This is a genomic window from Kitasatospora sp. NPDC022785, assembly GCF_055561295.1.
The window spans coordinates 69,656-85,057 of record NZ_JBVHHB010000036.1 but is presented as its reverse complement, the minus strand read 5'-3'; the positions used below and the strand labels follow the sequence as shown (position 1 = coordinate 85,057).

General features: G+C 70.2%; 11 protein-coding genes and 1 pseudogene. 4 read left to right on the top strand and 8 right to left on the bottom strand.

Annotated features, from left to right (window positions below; genetic code table 11):
• The first annotated feature begins 133 nt into the window (after window positions 1-133).
• The 3 genes from ACZ3YO_RS36705 to ACZ3YO_RS36695 all read left to right on the top strand — a co-directional run bounded on the left by ACZ3YO_RS36705 (window position 134) and on the right by ACZ3YO_RS36695 (window position 2,800).
• Entirely contained in the window at window positions 134-565 is a 432-nt protein-coding gene (locus ACZ3YO_RS36705) for a plasmid mobilization protein (protein ID WP_465578196.1), read from the top strand.
• Window positions 562-2,283, top strand: a complete 1,722-nt coding sequence (locus ACZ3YO_RS36700) for a relaxase/mobilization nuclease domain-containing protein (RefSeq protein WP_465578194.1) — start codon at window positions 562-564, stop codon at window positions 2,281-2,283. The genes ACZ3YO_RS36705 and ACZ3YO_RS36700 overlap by 4 nt, the downstream gene beginning before the upstream one ends.
• A 118-nt stretch (window positions 2,284-2,401) precedes the next feature.
• Window positions 2,402-2,800 carry a hypothetical protein gene (locus ACZ3YO_RS36695; protein ID WP_465578192.1) on the top strand — a complete coding sequence of 133 codons (399 nt, stop codon included), beginning with the start codon at window positions 2,402-2,404 and terminating at the stop codon, window positions 2,798-2,800.
• Between the two features lie 691 nt (window positions 2,801-3,491).
• Here ACZ3YO_RS36695 and ACZ3YO_RS36690 read toward each other — a convergent pair.
• Window positions 3,492-7,283, bottom strand: a complete 3,792-nt coding sequence (locus tag ACZ3YO_RS36690) for a hypothetical protein (protein ID WP_465578190.1) — start codon at window positions 7,281-7,283, stop codon at window positions 3,492-3,494.
• A 183-nt stretch (window positions 7,284-7,466) separates the two neighbouring features.
• On the opposite strand from ACZ3YO_RS36690, the gene ACZ3YO_RS36685 reads away from it, so the two are divergent.
• Complete coding sequence (locus ACZ3YO_RS36685) at window positions 7,467-7,640, top strand: hypothetical protein (protein ID WP_465578188.1); 174 nt, start codon at window positions 7,467-7,469, stop codon at window positions 7,638-7,640.
• Between the two features lie 411 nt (window positions 7,641-8,051).
• Here ACZ3YO_RS36685 and ACZ3YO_RS36680 read toward each other — a convergent pair whose 3' ends face one another.
• From ACZ3YO_RS36680 to ACZ3YO_RS36650, 7 genes and pseudogenes are all read right to left on the bottom strand, one after another.
• Complete coding sequence (locus ACZ3YO_RS36680; protein WP_465578186.1) at window positions 8,052-8,180, bottom strand: hypothetical protein; 129 nt, start codon at window positions 8,178-8,180, stop codon at window positions 8,052-8,054.
• Window positions 8,181-9,759: 1,579 nt separating this feature from the next.
• Window positions 9,760-9,981, bottom strand: a pseudogene (locus ACZ3YO_RS36675) (SDR family NAD(P)-dependent oxidoreductase); the annotation flags it as partial.
• On the bottom strand, window positions 9,978-11,318 hold the full coding sequence (locus ACZ3YO_RS36670) for an L-fuconate dehydratase (protein WP_465578184.1): 1,341 nt from the start codon (window positions 11,316-11,318) through the stop codon (window positions 9,978-9,980). The gene ACZ3YO_RS36670 and the pseudogene ACZ3YO_RS36675, both read right to left, overlap by 4 nt.
• 11 nt (window positions 11,319-11,329) lie before the next feature.
• Entirely contained in the window at window positions 11,330-12,181 is an 852-nt protein-coding gene (locus ACZ3YO_RS36665) for a fumarylacetoacetate hydrolase family protein (protein ID WP_465578182.1), read from the bottom strand.
• A 137-nt stretch (window positions 12,182-12,318) separates the two neighbouring features.
• Entirely contained in the window at window positions 12,319-13,638 is a 1,320-nt protein-coding gene (locus ACZ3YO_RS36660; RefSeq protein WP_465578180.1) for an alpha-L-fucosidase, read from the bottom strand.
• The gene (locus tag ACZ3YO_RS36655; RefSeq protein ID WP_465578178.1) at window positions 13,635-14,468 is read right to left on the bottom strand and encodes a carbohydrate ABC transporter permease; all 834 of its coding nucleotides are present in this window, start codon (window positions 14,466-14,468) and stop codon (window positions 13,635-13,637) included. Before ACZ3YO_RS36655 ends, ACZ3YO_RS36660 begins: the two co-directional genes overlap by 4 nt.
• Window positions 14,465-15,400, bottom strand: coding sequence for a carbohydrate ABC transporter permease (locus tag ACZ3YO_RS36650; protein WP_465578176.1), 936 nt, complete (start codon window positions 15,398-15,400; stop codon window positions 14,465-14,467). The genes ACZ3YO_RS36655 and ACZ3YO_RS36650 overlap by 4 nt, the downstream gene beginning before the upstream one ends.
• Window positions 15,401-15,402 lie beyond the last annotated feature (2 nt).

Here is a 15,402-nt window from a genome sequence, read left to right as displayed (position 1 = left end):
TTTTCGTGTTTTGTTTTTTTTTTTTTTTTTTGTGGGGCCCCCCCCCCCCCCCCGCCGCGGGGGGGGGGGGGGCGCGGTGGGGGGGGCGGGCGGGGGGGGGCCCCCCCCCCGCCCCGGGGGAGCCGGCCCAGGGGTGCCGACGAAGGGGGAGAAGCAGCAGAACCCGCCCGCCGAAACCGTTCGCGCAGCCACACGCCGCCGCCTGCGCCACAGCGTGCCGCGCACCAACCGCGTCTGCCCCCGATTCAGCGACACCGAGTGGTCCCTTCTCCGGCACGCCGCCGAGCAGGCCGGCCTCGCCCCCGGCGGCTACGCGGCCGCCGCCGCCGTTGCCGCCGCGGCGAGCACCGACCCGAATGCCGCCGTCGCCGACTACCGCCGTGGAATCCAGGAACTCATGGAGTCCAATCGGCAACTTGGCGCGGTGGGCAACAACCTCAACCAGGTCGCCCACTTCCTCAACGCCGGCGGACGGCCCGGCGCCGACCTGCGCCAGCTCCTACAGCGGGTCGAAGCCGCCATCGGCGCGGTGGACGACGCGGTCGCCTGGATGGTCCGGCGGTGATCCCCAAGATCCGCACCGGCAGCGGCGGCACGTACGGCCTGGTCCGCTACCTGTTCGGGCCGGGCAAGCGCGACGAGCACACCGACCAGCACCTTGTCGCCTCCTGGAACAACTTCGCCCCCGACCCCGGTCGCAACCCGCACCACACTGTGGCTCAGCTCGCCGCCCAGCTCGACCAGCCGGTCAAGGCCATCGGCGACCGCGCCCCGGCCGCCACCATCTGGCACTGCTCGGTGCGCGCCGACCCCGGCGACCGCCACCTCGACGACAACGACTGGGCGGACATCGCCCGCCGCATCGTCCACGCCACCGGCATCGCCCCCGACGGCGACACCACCGCCTGCCGATGGGTCGCCGTCCGTCACGCGGAGGACCACATCCACATCGCCGCGACCCTGGTCCGCCAGGACGGCCGCCTCGCCGGCCTCAGCTTCGACCGACGCAAGGCCCAGGCCGAGGCGCGCCTGATCGAGAAGGACTACGGCCTGCGACAGCTCACCCCCGGCGACGGCACCGCCGCCAAGACCCCCACCAGCCAGGAACGGTTCAAGGCCGAGCGCACCGGCCGCACCGAAACCCCGCGCGAGACCCTGCGCGAAGCCGTCCGCCAGGCCATCGCCGGAGCCGCCACCGAGGAGGAGTTCTTCACTCGCCTGCGCGAGGCCGGCCTGCGGGTGAAGCTTCGCCACGCCCCCTCCGGCGACGTCCTGGGCTACAACGTCGCTCTGCCCGGCGACCGCAACCGCGATCGCGAGCCTGTCTGGTTCGCCGGAAGCACGCTCGCGCCCGACCTCTCGCTGCCGCGGATCCGCCGCCGTCTGATCGAAGGGCCTGTCGACACTGCGCCGCCCCGGCCCGTCAGCGGCCGGTCCGCTCCCGCCCGGCATCGCCGCGAGGCCGCCGGCGTTGCCGAGCACGCCGCTGCGGTCCTCGACCAGGACGACGACCAGGCTGCCGCGCAGCTCGTTGGTGCCGGTGAACTCCTCGACGCCATTGCCCAGACCTCCCCGGCTGCCAGCCGCGCCGAATTGCGAGCCGCCGCCCGTGCCTTCGAGCGAGCCACCCGCAGCCACGTCCGCGCGGAGAGCGCCGACATCCGCGCCCTGCGCTCGGCCGCTCGCGGAATCGTCCAGGCTGGCGGTGCGCTCGGACGTGGGGAGGACGGTGGCGCCACCGCGATGGTCGTCTCCACCCTCGTCCTGGTCGCCCTGGCCGCCGCCCGTTGGCACTCCGCCCGGGGCCACGCCCAGCAGGCCGCCGCCTCGCGGCAGGCCGCCGACCACCTGCGCGCCGCCTACCGGCAGGCCGCTGCCACCCCGATGGGGGCGATGCGTGATAGGGGCCGGGCCCTTCCTGAGCCCGAACGCCGCCGCCACGACGCCACCATCCGCGCAGCCGTCGGCGAACCGGACAGCCGTACCGGGACCAGTCGTCAGCACGACGCCCTGGCCGCCACCCTCGCCGAGGCCGAGACGGCAGGCCACGACCCCAAGGCCCTCCTGAAGGAAGCCGCCTCCTGGCGCGAACTCGACACCGCCCGCGACACCACCGACGTACTCGTCTGGCGAATCCGCCACATCGCCGACCTGCCCGCCGACCCCGGCCGGCCCGGCACCGCCCGGACCAAGCCCGCGCCCGGTCGGACGGGCACCCGCGCCGACGCGCCAGCACCGACCCGGCCCGCTACCGACCCCCGGCGCCCGGCACCCCGACGCTGACCCGCAGGCCCGGCGGACCACCCACCGTCCGCTGGGCCGACACCCCGAAACCCCTCGACACCCGACTCCACTGGGTGTTACGCAAGAACCAGCGCACCGCGAACGGAGACCAACGCCCGTGCCCAGAACCACCGACCAGCCCACCACCACCCCGACCACGCCCATCGTCCAAGGCCCGGTGTCCGGCGATCCCCTACTTCAACTGGAGTTCCAGACCCAGCCACCGAGCGGTCCCGACGCGGTCCGCTGCGCGCAGTGTCCGCACGAGTTGGCTCTGCGCGGCATGCCGGTGGTGTGCTCCGCCTGCCGGGCCCGACGAGACTGGCTGCTGATCAACCACGGCCGCCGCGTCTGGGTCCGCTGCCGCTGCGGAAACGAGTGGCTCGAGCCCGAGATCGCCCGCCGCGACTTCGACGCGATGCTCACCGACCCGCGGTGGACGTATTACCCCACGCTCGACCAGGCGCGGACTGCCTTGGGGTTCGACGGGACGTTCGCCGGGCTGCACCTGGAGTAACGAGCAGTGCTGCCGCAGATGCAACATGCGGCATCCGCTGACACTGGTTCTGACCAGCTGATCTGCGAGGGAGCAGCCTTGGGGTTGCGCCCTCGGCTGGTTTCTGACCAGGGCTAGGATGCCGGATGCAACGGTGCTGCGTTCAATGCAACACGGTGCTGATGCCTCGGAAGTGACCGCCCGCGCTTCTCAATCCGCCGTATTTCAGGACGCGTTGGTGCTGTTGCGTACGACAAGGGGCGACGTCGCGCCAGATGCTTTGGTGTCGGCTGATGCGTTCGTGCGTGCCGATGACGTGGAAGCCCGCGTGGGCGTGGAGGGCGAGGCTGGCGGCGCCTCACCAACAGCAACGGCTCGATCCGCCTCCACAGGTCATCCGAAACCACCCGAGGAGGACCGTTCACCTTCCCAAGACTCACTCAACGAGCCGGTCAGGAAAGAGGCATGGCTTCAATCGGGCTTTCTGTTAGGTCCTCTTACTGTCAGATCAGAGCCGAACGACGTCGATACCCGGGATCACGACGAGTGGAGCGCTGCGCAGCGTGAGACGGCTGCGGAGGCGGCCTGGAGGGAAATGCCGACGGGCGAGAACAAGACCTTGCCCACGCCCGAACGGCAGAGCTTGCGGAGAGTCTGCTCCTCGGGGAACCCGCGGGTTGTTGCACGCTGCTTTCCTTGGCGGTCGTGTCGATCAGAGTTCGTCGGTCAGGTCGCGGGCCACATCCGGTGCGATCCTGGCGATCTCCTCGAGCAGGGCGAGCGCCTTGCCGCTCAGCAGTGCCCGACCCACCATCCGCCGGGCCAGGCTGTCCTGGTCGAGGGCGACTGCGCGACGGGCCAGCGCAGCCAGCATCGCCGGGCGTGCCGGCGCATAGGCGTTCTCCACGATGGCCATGGCCCGCTCGGTCCGGTCGGCTGCCAGGTGGGCACTGGCCAGGCCGGTCAGGGCAGCGGACGTGCGGACCGGGTTGATCCGGTCGTCGAGGAGTTCCTCCGCGTCGGCCAAGTCGCCCACGGCTGTCAGCGCCTCGGCCAGGGCGCACTGGTCCCCGTCACGGTCGAACAGCACCGAGTAGAAGCTGTCGTTCGGATCGAACTCCGCACGGACCACGATGTCGGAAAGGAGCTGTTCGTTCCATACGTCGGCTGCTCTCGTGGCGTATGCGGCGGCCGCTGCGAGATCGCCTCGGCTCGCGGCGCCCTTGGTCGCCGCCGCCAGGCACTGGACGGGGCCGTACGCGACGAACAATTCGGATTCGAACCACGGCCGCAGAACGTGCTCGGCCCCGGCAGCCGCCAACGGCTCTGCCAAGAGCTGGAGTAGGAACGTGAAGTCGGACGCGTCGCTCTTCTCGACCGCACGCAGCATGCCGACGACGGCGTCGAAGTCGCGGGCCGCGATCGCCGCCCGCGCGAGCTGCGTCCGAACGGCGGACGGAAGCGGCGTCGAGAGTCCGTCGGCCGTGTGGAAGGCGGCGGTGTGCCACCGGCTCGCGTGCTTCGGTGACCGGACGGCCATAGCGGCGAACGTGCGGGCCCGTACCTCCGGTGGGCTGATCTTGCGGGCGATCCGTTCAGCTTCCTCCGGGTGCCCCGTCTCCGCCCAGGACTCCGCCACCTCGGCAAGCAGGTCGGATGCCTGACCCGGATCGGCGGCCCCGGTGGCGACGGCCTCAGCCCGGTGACGGTCCCCCACGGCGATCAGGGTTCGGACCCGGCATGCGGTGACTTCCGCAAGAGGGCTTCCGGGCCGGCAGAGCTCGTGCACCTTGTTCAGCAGTGCCTTGCCGCGCCCCGAGTCGGTGGCGCCCACGGCGACGGCGAGGCCAGTCAGTGCCCGAGCGCGGGTCTCGGACTGCGTGAGACGGTCCCGGATCGTGCTTTCGGCGTCGCCGAGCCGCCCCGCCACGATGAGGGAGACGACGATCCGCTCCCAGTCCGGCGTGCTCGCTCCGGCGACGAGATGTTCGATGTCACCGGCCGTCTGCCCGGCCCGTACGACCGCGTCGGCGACGGCGTCGAGGGCCCGCCCGGTGGAGAACTCGTGCCAGATCTCCGACGCGGCGTCCCAGGCCGCGGCGAACTGGCCGGTGAACAACGCCCACCGCACGATCCCCCACAACGCCCGCCGCCGGTACCGGCGCGAGTCCTCCCCGTCCTCCGCGGGGTAGTCGGAGTCCTCGGCCCGGTGCGTGCGCCGGAGCACCTCTTCCGCGGGTTCGGTGCGCAGGAGTACTGGCAGGAAGCGGTCGATCTCCTCCGCGTACGTGACACGAGCGGTCCAGCGCCGTGCCAGCGCCACGGCCCGTTCGCGTTCGCCGGCTTCCGTCAGGGCGTCGAGGACGTCGACCAGCGCGTCGACCAGTTCGTAGCGCGTGATCAAGGTAATCAGGTCTTCCGCCGAGCGCGCGAGAACGAGGGCTTCAGCGGCACGGCCCTGCTCCGCCGCCGCCAGGCTCAGCGCGACGAGCGCCCCCAGTCGGTCCCGCGGATCGGCGATGCGGAGGGCGGCGGACCGACCGCCGGGCGGTGGCTCGCGCCGGGGCAGCAGCCCGCTGTCGACCACCGCCTGACGGACCGGGTCCTGCGACGCCCGCGGTCGCGGAGACGGTCGGCGGAACCCTTCCTCGAGTTCATGGCGCGCCTCGGTACGGCGCCGGCCCTCCACGAAGCTGGCGGCCAGCGCTTCGCCCCGCGCCCGCTCGCCGAGCGCCGCCCACGCCGCCGGCAGTGACACGGGCAACTCGGCGGTGTGCCCGTCGAGGAAGTCGCGTCGTCGGGTCAGGCGGAACAGCGCCGCGAGGTCGGGTTCCGTCGCCGACTCCGGGTCGCACGTCGCCGCGTGCATCTCCAAGGCGGCAGTCACTTCGGCCCGGCTGGTCGCGTCGCCGCCAAGGGTGCCCAGCAGGAGCCGTTGGCGGGCCGGGTCGGACGCCAACCAGGTCAGTCGGTCCAGGTCCTGACCGGAGATCAGCAGTTCGGAATAGCCGAAGCGGAGGTAGGTCGGCGTTTCCTCCGGCCACGGCGGGGTGCTGCGGGCGTGCAGGCCCGCCCAGGTGTGAATTCGGTCGCGGTACGGGCCGATTGCCAGGCCGAAGTTGGAGAGGGCACCGCCGCGCAGCAGGTCGTGGGCGAAGAAGTGAGTCGTCCTGTCATCCAGGTCGGACGAGGTCAGGACTCTCCCGGCCAGACCGCGGAGCGCGGTGCGGACGACGGCGTACTCCTTCTCCATCAGGTACTCGAGGTCGTGCGTGGTCAGGCCCCCGCCGGCCGCCGCGATGTAGCCGACCACGTCGCGGCCCCGGCGCACCTGCTCGGGCGCGCCGTCGATCGACACGATCTGCTCGATCTCGGCCTCGGCCCGGGCCTGCAACTCCCGCACGTGCGGCGACGCCCGCAGTTCGGCGGACCCGGCCCGCCAGAAGGCGTGCCCGCGCCCGGCGACGTCGGCGGGTAGCTCCACGGTGCTCCGCCCGGCGCAGATCACCGCCACTCCTTCATCGGCGAGGTCGGTCAGCAGGCTCGCGATGCTCGGCTGCCTCGGCCAGCCGACGACCGGGCCGAGGTCCTCGTCGAGACCGTCCACCACCAGGACCAGTCGGCGGCCGTGCTCGGCGACGAGAGCATTCGCCTCGCCGAGCAGCCGGGGAAGCACCAAGGGGTCGGCGTGTTCGCCGACCGGCGGGCTTCCCGGACGCCCGAGTAGCGCCCAGAGCTGTTCGAGTGTCCAGCGGGAGAACGCCCGGATGTCGTGGTGCCCCGGCATCCGCGAGTTGACGAAGAACCCCACGATCTCGGCCCCGGGCGGCGGATGCATCACCAGCGTCGCGAGCAGGGCCGTCTTGCCGGACCAGGCATCGCCGCGCCACCACATGAACTGGCGGTCGCCGGAGCAGAAACGGTGAAGCTGGGCGAGCTCATCCTCCCGACCGATCAGCTCGGCGGGTGCGAGGCCGCGCACCATTCCGCGCAGGTAGGACGAGCCGGAACGCCACCAGCCCGCCTCGGGGACGGCCCGTTCACGCGCGAGAGCGGAATGCGTCTCGGAGGTGACGGACTTAGACCCCCTGGCCTGTTCCCACCGTGTCTTCCACAGTTCCTTCTTGCCCACCCACCAGCCATCCGGTCTGGCGCCGGCCGCTTGCATGAGGGCTTCTCGTCTGTGGGCCGCTCCGGTACGGGTCGCTCCGGTACGGGTCGCTCCGGTACGGGCAGGTCCGGTACGGGCGTCAGGTCGAGATTGCTCGGCCCACACCAGCAGCACCCAGACCAGAGACCACAGGGTTTCGAAGTCCTTGGCCGGGGTGCCTTTTGCGAACCACTCGCTGACGGTGGTGGATGAGAGGTCCTGACCGAGCGCTTCGGCGGCCAACTGAATGGCTTCCGTGCGGTGCCGGCCCTTGAGTGCGCTCCTCTCCAACTGGTTCAGCGCGACACTCAAGATCTCCCGCGCGGCGCTGAGATCCGTCTTCTTGTTGCTCACCGCACGCCCTCCCCGATCCGTCGGATCCGACGGATCCGTCCGGCGACTAGCTCAACACCTCTGTGACATGGGCTTTCAAAACTGCTGTCCGTCCGATCCGACAAACCTTCAACGCTGCGGAACGGTCGGCTGTGATGTCCCTCGTGCGGCCCGCCCGGTGGTCGCACGAAGAGAGGGAACGCCGTGAACTTCGCCGCCTGGGTCACCCTGGTCCCCATCGCCGTCGCGCTCATCGCCGCTGCCGCAGCCGTACTGATCGTCATCGCCGTGGTGGACGGCACCGCCTCGCGCGACCGCGCCACCGTACTGAAGGCTGTCGCCGAGGTGATCCGTGCCGTACGCGGCAGCCGCAGGTGACGGCCCACCGGCCACCCTGTCACGTAACGAGCAGTGCTTGACCGGCTCATCCGCCCCTACCAACAGTCGCCCCCACCGACACGCATACTGCCGGACAACTTGGGCCAACGGCGCCGAAAGCAGCAAACGATCACCGGCCTTTGCGACTCGTGACACGTTCGTCGTCGACACCCGCCCCGTCGGCGCCTCCTCCGAAGCCGACGGGGCGGGCCGTACGAGGAGGCCGTCGGCGGGGACAGATCCGATCCGACTGTGGGCGGAGCGGCGACCGGTCGCCAAGCGGCACCAGGTGGCAGTGCTGAATGCCGTCCCGCTGGCCATGGTTGAGCGCGGCCAGCCGAGCAGCTCGAACCGCCACGCAGGAACGAGCTCAGGGGGGTGCAAAGTCTGGTGATCCTGCAGTTGCGCTGATCAGGCGATGCCCATCAGGTCGAACGGGTGGGTGAAGGGCCCGTAAGACGCGTGGCGGAGGCCGGCGGCGACGTTGCAGTGCCCGGCGTTTCGGAGGGCGTAGATCGCCAGGTTGTGCAGGGTTGCCATGTTGTCCGAGCCGTGTCCGGTGCAGATCTGGGAGGTGTCCTCGGTGAAGGGGAATACGGCACGCCCGGAATAAGTACTCTCCGCCGGTATAAACGAGCGGTATTGGTCGGGTGGCCGGAGAAAGTACTCTCTCCGGCCACCCGACCAACGTGAAATGAGTGCTCGATTTACTCGATGCGTCCTATTCTGTGATGCAGCATCCGACGGGCGCTGATCGGGCGCCAGCCTGCTGTTTCCCCGGAAGCCTGCCAATCCTGACGTCAAGCGGGCCGGAGGGCGCCCCGCTGTCGTAGCTCGACAGCGGGGCGTAGTGGCGAAGCGTCAGTGTGCGCCGGTTGCCACCGACGGACTGATCAGCCTGGGTGGACCCCTGAGGTGTGGCACGGCGGTTGTCACCAGCTGCTCACGGCACTCGTCACCTGCGGGCGGGTCAGTCTTCCTGTCACTTGCCGTTCCTCGAAGATCAGACTCGGGCGGTACGCGGCGGCTGCTGCGATGGCGCGAGGCGTTGCCCCCGGGGCAGGCCTGCGTCCACGGCCAGAGTGTCCCGAGCGTTTTGCGGGGAGCGAAAGTACGTACGCATCCGAGGCGGTGGATTTCGGTCATTCTTCGTGGTGGGCGAAGCGCGCAGGCGCGGCTCAGTCACAGTGCGTATGCAGGTCGTTATGTTCTGTGCCGGGCCTTCGATGGACGGCCTCTTTGCCCAACTGAGGAGATGTGGTGGCGTCGAGCACGCGAGCGGGAAGCGACAAGTGGGAGGCCGTGGGGCCATTCGCCTCGGCTGCGACGGTCGAGGCGATCTCGCGCCCGGAGGGCGGGACTCTTCTGCTGATTTCGTCCCCTGACACAGTGGGCGGCTTCTGGAGCGAGGACCTCGGGGACACCTGGCGGGTCATCATGCCGCCGACGCGCTATCCGGTGGCCCACCTGCCTGGTCGCCAGCCACGCCGATCCGCGCCGTTGGTGGCTATCGACCGGCGCCCTCTCGGAAGCGCACGAGAGCGGCATCTTCCGCACGGACGACAAGGGCTCGACCTGGCAGCGGCTCGCAACCGGGCCGGCGCCGGGTGAGTCCTTCCAGTCGGTCTGCGCGCACCGGAAGGGGGAGTTCCTGGTGGCGGTGACGGCGGAGGGCAGTATGCAGGTGAGCCGGGACGGAGGCGACCCCTGGAAGTTTGAGGACCTCACCGCGGAGCGTGAGGCCGCCAAGCTCGCCTTCCTCGGCGACGACCTCGTCCTCCAGCCCCGGAACGAGGGTGTCCTCTACGCGGTGCGCGATGCTGTCGGTGACCCGAAGCCCCCTGTGCGCCTCGCCTTCCTGGGTGGCGGGCAGTATCTGTTCTCGTGGGACGCGGCCGGTGGCACGATCGCGGTGGTCGTCCTGTGTGGAGGCGGACTGGTCATCAGCAGGGACGCCGGCGCCACGTGGGCCGCCCCCCGGACGGACCTGTACGGGGGAACTGCAGTGGTGAGCACGGCCAAGGGCGGTGACCAGATCCTGCACCAGTCATCCGCGGTCACGCACCTCGACAGCGGGGACGGCACCTTCCGGAAGGTCAAGCGGCCGAAGGACACCGTGGCCGAGTGCCTCGGCCGCCGCCTGGACGGCCGCGCGTACGGAGTGGTCGTCGGCGACGTCGGCGGTGAAGCCGCGCAGCGGGGTCTGGACGCCGCTCGGGTCGAGGTCGAGGACGGCGACGTCCGCTCCGCGTTCGCTGAGCAGTCGGGCGGTGGCCAGGCCGATGCCGGAGGCGCCGCCGGTGACCAGGGCGGTGAGTCCGTCGAGGTCGCGGGTGGTCATGAGCGCTCCTGCTTCAGGGCGGCGGCCCGGTCGGCGGCCCAGAAGGCGCCGTCGGGGTAGGTGTAGGTGTCGATGGTGGCCTGGTGCATGGTGGCGGAGAAGCCGGGCAGAGCAGGGGCTCGGTAGTGGCCGGCGTCGATGACGACGGGGTCGAGGAAGTGCTGGTGGAGGTGGTCGACGTACTCGATGACGCGGTCCTCGGTGGTGCCGGAGAGCGCGACGTAGTCGAACATCGACAGGTGCTGGACGAGTTCGCACAGGCCCACGCCGCCGGCGTGCGGGCAGACCGGGACGCCGAACTTGGCGGCGAGCAGCAGGATGGCGAGGTTCTCGTTGACGCCGGCCACCCGGGCCGAGTCCAGCTGGAGGACGTCGAGGGCGCCGGCCTGAAGCAGCTGCTTGAAGACGATGCGGTTCTGCACGTGCTCGCCGGTGGCGACCTTGATCGGGTGGACACCGCGCCGGATGGCGGCGTGGCCGAGGACGTCGTCGGGGCTGGTGGGTTCCTCGATCCAGTATGGGTCGAACTCGGCCAGGGAATTGGTCCAGGTGACGGCCTGTTCGACGTCCCAGCGCTGGTTGGCGTCGATCGCCATCCGGATGTCCGGTCCGACGGCGGCGCGTGCTGCGCGGCAGCGGCGGATGTCGTCCTCCAGGTCGGCGCCGACCTTCAGCTTGATCTGGGTGAAGCCGTCGGCCACCGCCTCCTTGGCGAGCCGGGTGAGCTTCTCGTCGGAGTAGCCGAGCCAGCCGGGCGAGGTGGTGTAAGCGGGGTAGCCGCGTTCGCGCAGGTGCTGGGCGCGCTTGTCGGCGCGGTCCTTGCCCCGCTTGAGCAGGTCAAGGGCCTCGCCGGGAGTGAGCGCGTCGGTGAGGTAGCGGAAGTCGACCTGGGAGACGAGCCATTCGGGGTCGGCGTCGGCGAGCAGCTGCCACAGCGGCTTGCCCTCGCGCTTGGCGGCGAGGTCCCAGACGGCGTTGACGACGGCTCCGACGGCCATGTGCATGACGCCCTTCTCGGGGCCGAGCCAGCGCAGCTGGCTGTCGCCGATCAGGTCGCGGTACAGGGAGCCGGGGTCGGCGCACAGCTCGGCGACGGAACGTCCGACGATGTGCTCGCTCAGCGCGTCGATGGCGGCGACCTGGACGTCGTTGCCGCGCCCGATGGTGAAGCTGAAGCCGTGGCCCTCGTGGCCGCCGGCGGAGGTGCGCAGGACGACGTAGGCGGCGGAGTAGTCGGGGTCGGGATTCATGGCGTCGGACCCGTCCAGTTCCCGCGAGGTGGGGAAGCGGATGTCGTAGGTGTCGACGGCGGTGATCCGCGCTGTGGTTGCGGACAAGGTGGTGCCTTTCACGCGTCGGCGAAGGTCTGGCGCTGGGTGCCGAGGCCGTCGATGGTCAGTTCGACGGTGTCGCCCGCGCGCAGGTAGGGGTTGCCGGGCAGGCCCAGGGCCACGCCGGCGGGGGTGCCGGTGTTGATGACGTCTCCGGGGTTGAGCACCATGTACTGGCTGAGGTACCAGACGATGTGGGCGACGTCGAAGATCATGTTCTTGGTGTTGCCGTCCTGGCGGGTCTCGCCGTTGACGGCCAGACGAAGGCCCAGAGCCTGCGGGTCGCCGGCCTCGTCCGGGGTGACCAGCCAGGGGCCGAGCGGGTTGAAGGTCTCGCAGGACTTTCCGAGGTCCCACTGGGCGGAGTATTCGAGCTGGAACTCCCGCTCGGACACGTCGTTGCTGATCGCGTAGCCCGCGACATGGGCGAGGGCCTGCTGGGGCGAGTCCAGGTAGCGGGCCTCGCGGCCGATCACGACCGCGAGTTCGACCTCCCAGTCGGTCTTCACCGAACCGCGCGGGATCAGCACCTTGTCGTAGGGGCCGACCACCGTGGACGGGTCCTTCATGAAGACCACCGGCCGGCCGGGGATGGCGGCTCCGGTCTCCTCCGCGTGGTCGCGGTAGTTGAGGCCGATGCAGACGACCTTGCCGGGGCGCGCGATCGGCGCCCCGACCCGCAGGCCGGAAGGGTCGAGCTCGGGCAGGGCGCCCGCCGCGAGTGCCGCGCGGGCTCGGTCGATTCCGCCGGTCGCGAGGAACTCCCCGTCGATGTCGGCGGTCAGCTCCGCGAGGGCGTAGGCCCGGCCGTCGGCTGCGCGGACGGCCGGGGCCTCCGCGCCAGGTGCGCCGAGTCGAAGCAGCTTCATGTGGTACCTCCCGCCGACCCGGACCGGGAAGATCGGACCGGGTCGGCTGCAACGGATCAGAGGGAACGACTTTGCACTGACGGTGTGCGCCGGCGGTCAGCGGCCGGTGTGGGCCGGCGAGCGGCAGAAGGCCGAGGTCAGCAGTCGGCCGAGGGCTTCAGCTCGATCTTCACGACGGTGTCGACCGGGTCCGGCAGCGGGTAGGTGAAGTGGCCGACCTCGCCGAACTGGACGAAGGGGATGTCGGGGTAGGAGGCCACGACCCACTCTTCGCAGAGCTTGAGCTCGCGTCCGTCGGCGAGGAGGGTGACGCCCTCGATCCGGTCCTTGGGCACGCCGACCAACGGGAGCGGGCCGATCGGGGTCCGCAGGACGTGTGCGTACACCGTGTCGCCCGTGCGGGTGTAGTAGCCCCACTCGGGGGTGCCGAGCCCGGCGGGGCCCGCCCCGTACACGGACTCGCCGTTGGCGGCGAGCCAGTCGCCGACCTGCCGGAGCCGCTCGGCGGCCTCGGTCTGGATGGTGCCCCGCCGGTCGGGGCCGACGTTGAGGAGCAGGTTGCCGCCCTTGGCGACGCACTCGACGAGCTTGGTGACCACCTGCGCCGACGACTTCCACAGGTCGTCGCCGGCGAAGTACCCCCAGTTGTTGTTGAGCGTGACGCACGCCTCCCACGGCACCGGCGTGCCGTCGGGGGTGTGGAAGCCCTCGACCGGGATCACCTGCTCGGGGGAGACGAAGTCCCCGCAGTACGGGGTGGGCTCGTCGGTGACGATGGAGCCCATGCCCTCGCCGCTGGTCTCCAGCCGGTTGTCCATGATGACGTCCGGCTGGAGTTCGCGGACCATCCGGACGAGCTCGGTGGCGCCCCACTGGTCCGGGCCCATCTCCGCGTACGAGAAGTCGAACCAGAGGACGTCGAGCTTGCCGTAGTTGCTGCACAGCTCGCGGACCTGCCCGTGCAGGAACGCCCGGTAGGACTCCAGGTCGGGCGTGTGGTCGGCGAAGGCGGGGTTGTCGCGCTCGGGGTGCGCCCAGTCCCCGTAGTGGGGGTAGTCGGGGTGGCGCCAGTCGAGCAGCGAGAAGTAGAGGCCGACCTTGATGCCACGGGCGCGGAAGGCCGCCAGGAACTCGGCGACCAGGTCCCGGCCGATGCCGTTGTGCATGCTGCCGTAGTCGGTGAGGGCCGTGTCGAACAGGCAGAACCCGTCGTGGTGCTTGGCGGTCAGCACCGCGTACTTCTGGCCGGCCTTGACGGCGAGCTCGGCCCAGGCGTGCGGGTCGAAGTCCTCCGCGCCGAAGCCGTCGACCGCGAACCGGTAGTCGGCGAGGGGGACGCGCTCGTGGGAGCGGATCCACTCGCCGCGGGCCGGGACGCTGTAGGGGCCCCAGTGGATGAACATCCCGAAGCGGTCCTGCCGGAACCATGCCGAGCGTGCGAAGCGGTCCTCGGTCATCCCTTGACCGCCCCGGCGGCCATCCCGCTGACGATGTACTTCTGGGCCGCCAGGTACACGGCGACCACCGGAAGCATGGTCAGGACGAGGTTGGCGCAGACCAGCCCGTAGTCGAAACTGTGCGTGGTCTGGAAGGTGAAGACCGTCATCGGCAGGGTCCATCGGTCGGCGTCGGGGATCAAGAAGAGCACGTTCTGAAACTCGTTCCAGGCATAGGTGAAGACCAGGACCACAGCCGTGAAGCTGACCGGCCGCAGCAGCGGGAAGATGATGGTGAAGAACAGCCGCAGCGGTCCGGCGCCGTCGAGCAGCGCGGCCTCGTCGATCTCGCGGGGCAGCTGCCGGATGAAGCCGACGTAGGTCAGGGTGATGAACGGGATCTGCACGGCGACGTCGGTGAGGATGAGGCCGAGGTACGAGCCGCCCAGGCCGGTCTCCTGCAGGAGCCGGATCGCCGGGATGAACGCGAACGGTGCGATCAGCCCGGTCAGCAGGTAGCTGTAGACGCCGCCGGTGATCCGGCCCGGGCGGCGGGCGATCACGAACGCGGCCAGCGAGCAGACGAGCACGGTGCCGGCGGTGACCCCGGCCGCGATCAGGACGCTGTTGCCGAGTGCCTGGAGCGCGTTGCCGGTGGTGATCACCGTCAGGTAGTTGTCGAAGTGCCAGCTGCCGGGGAGGCCGAAGCCCATCGTCGCGGACTCCGTGCTTCCCTTGACGCTGGTGATCAGCACCAGGTACAGCGGGGCGAGGAACACCACGGCCACGAGGGCGGCCAGCAGGTACGTGGCTGCGGAGGCGAGGGTCCTTCTGGTGCGAGGCCGGGTCATGACGTCGCCTCCATCCTGCGGACGAAGCGGTTGATCACCAGGGCGACCGAGGTGATCAGGAGGAACTGGACCACGTTGACGGCGGAGGCGTAGCCGAGGGCGCCCGTGTTGAGCTGCTTGTAGACGTACGAGGTCAGTACCTCGGTCGCGGTGCCGGGGCCGCCGCCGGTGGTGGCATAGATCATGTCAAAGGCCTTCATGCCGGTGATGAAGGTGAGCAGGGCGGCCAGGTTGATGGCGTGCCGGATGAAGGGGATCTTGATGTGGCGGGCGACTTGCCAGGGGCCGGCGCCGTCGATCTGCGCGCTCTCGACCAGTTCCGTGGGCACCGCCTGGAGGGCGGCGAGGACCAGGACTACCGTCCAGCCGACGCCCATCCAGGTGTCGACGGCGGTGACGCTGTACAACGCCAGGTCGAAGCTGCCGAACCAGTTCTGGGCCAGTCCGAAGGGCTGCAGAAGCGCGTTGACCGGGCCGTCGGCCTTGAGGATGTAACCGAAGAGCAGGCCGACCACGATGGTGGAGAACATGATCGGCATGTAGACCACGGCCCGCAGGAACCGGGCACCGGCGAAGGCGCGGTTGAGCAGGAAGGCGATCGCCACGCCCAGGCCGGTCTTGCCGACCGTGACGCAGGCGGCGTAGAGGAACTGGTTCCAGGTGGCGTTCCACAGCACCGAGCTGTCGCCGGCCATCAGGCGGTAGTTCGCAAGACCCACGAAGTGCGTGTCGGGGACGTAGGTCGAGGCGTCGGTGAGCGAGAGGTACATGCCGAAGAAGGCCGGCAGCAGGAAGAAGATGGTGAAGACCGCGACTGCGGGGAGCAGGAACGCGTACCGGTAGGTGTGGACGACACCCGACCTGGCGGCCCGCACCGTGCCCTTCTGTGATCTGCGTTCTGCTTCCCGGCGCCTGGTGGCGGCGAGGCTCATGC

Bases quoted from the DNA above. Each gene is read 5' to 3' on its own strand.
- ACZ3YO_RS36665 (WP_465578182.1), bottom strand. From the start codon at position 12,181: ATGAAGCTGCTTCGACTCGGCGCACCTGGCGCGGAGGCCCCGGCCGTC.
- ACZ3YO_RS36680 (WP_465578186.1), bottom strand. From the start codon at position 8,180: ATGGCAACCCTGCACAACCTGGCGATCTACGCCCTCCGAAACGCCGGG.
- ACZ3YO_RS36655 (WP_465578178.1), bottom strand. From the start codon at position 14,468: ATGACCCGGCCTCGCACCAGAAGGACCCTCGCCTCCGCAGCCACGTAC.
- ACZ3YO_RS36660 (WP_465578180.1), bottom strand. From the start codon at position 13,638: ATGACCGAGGACCGCTTCGCACGCTCGGCATGGTTCCGGCAGGACCGC.
- ACZ3YO_RS36650 (WP_465578176.1), bottom strand. From the start codon at position 15,400: ATGAGCCTCGCCGCCACCAGGCGCCGGGAAGCAGAACGCAGATCACAG.